The following is a 258-nucleotide window of genomic DNA, read 5'->3' on the forward strand; positions in this document are numbered from 1 at the left end:
GTAATCAAGTCGACGCGATCATCACGGCGAAAGCAGCTCAGATGGTATTTGAAGAGTACCCGGAGACCGTATTTGGTGATGAAAGGTACGAGCCAAAGCAACGCCGCATGACCATCCCTCGTACTACTTTGGATGAACAAGGTGCGGGTGTGCTAGACATTCCTGATCGCTGGCAAGGGGCGTCAGTCCCTCTTGATTTAACGGTCTCGGCAAGTGTTTATGAAAGTGGTGGTCGGCCTATTACTCGTCACCAAAAAG

At 50.8% G+C, this 258-nt stretch carries 1 protein-coding gene; it reads left to right on the forward strand.

Going from position 1 to position 258, the window contains the following annotated elements; translation table 11 throughout:
* A partial coding sequence (locus A3774_RS16880) for a hypothetical protein (RefSeq protein WP_197468095.1) occupies window positions 1-258 on the forward strand: 258 nt, incomplete at both ends.

It is taken from the genome of Neptuniibacter marinus (assembly GCF_001597725.1).
In the GTDB taxonomy this organism is placed as follows: domain Bacteria; phylum Pseudomonadota; class Gammaproteobacteria; order Pseudomonadales; family Balneatricaceae; genus Neptuniibacter; species Neptuniibacter marinus.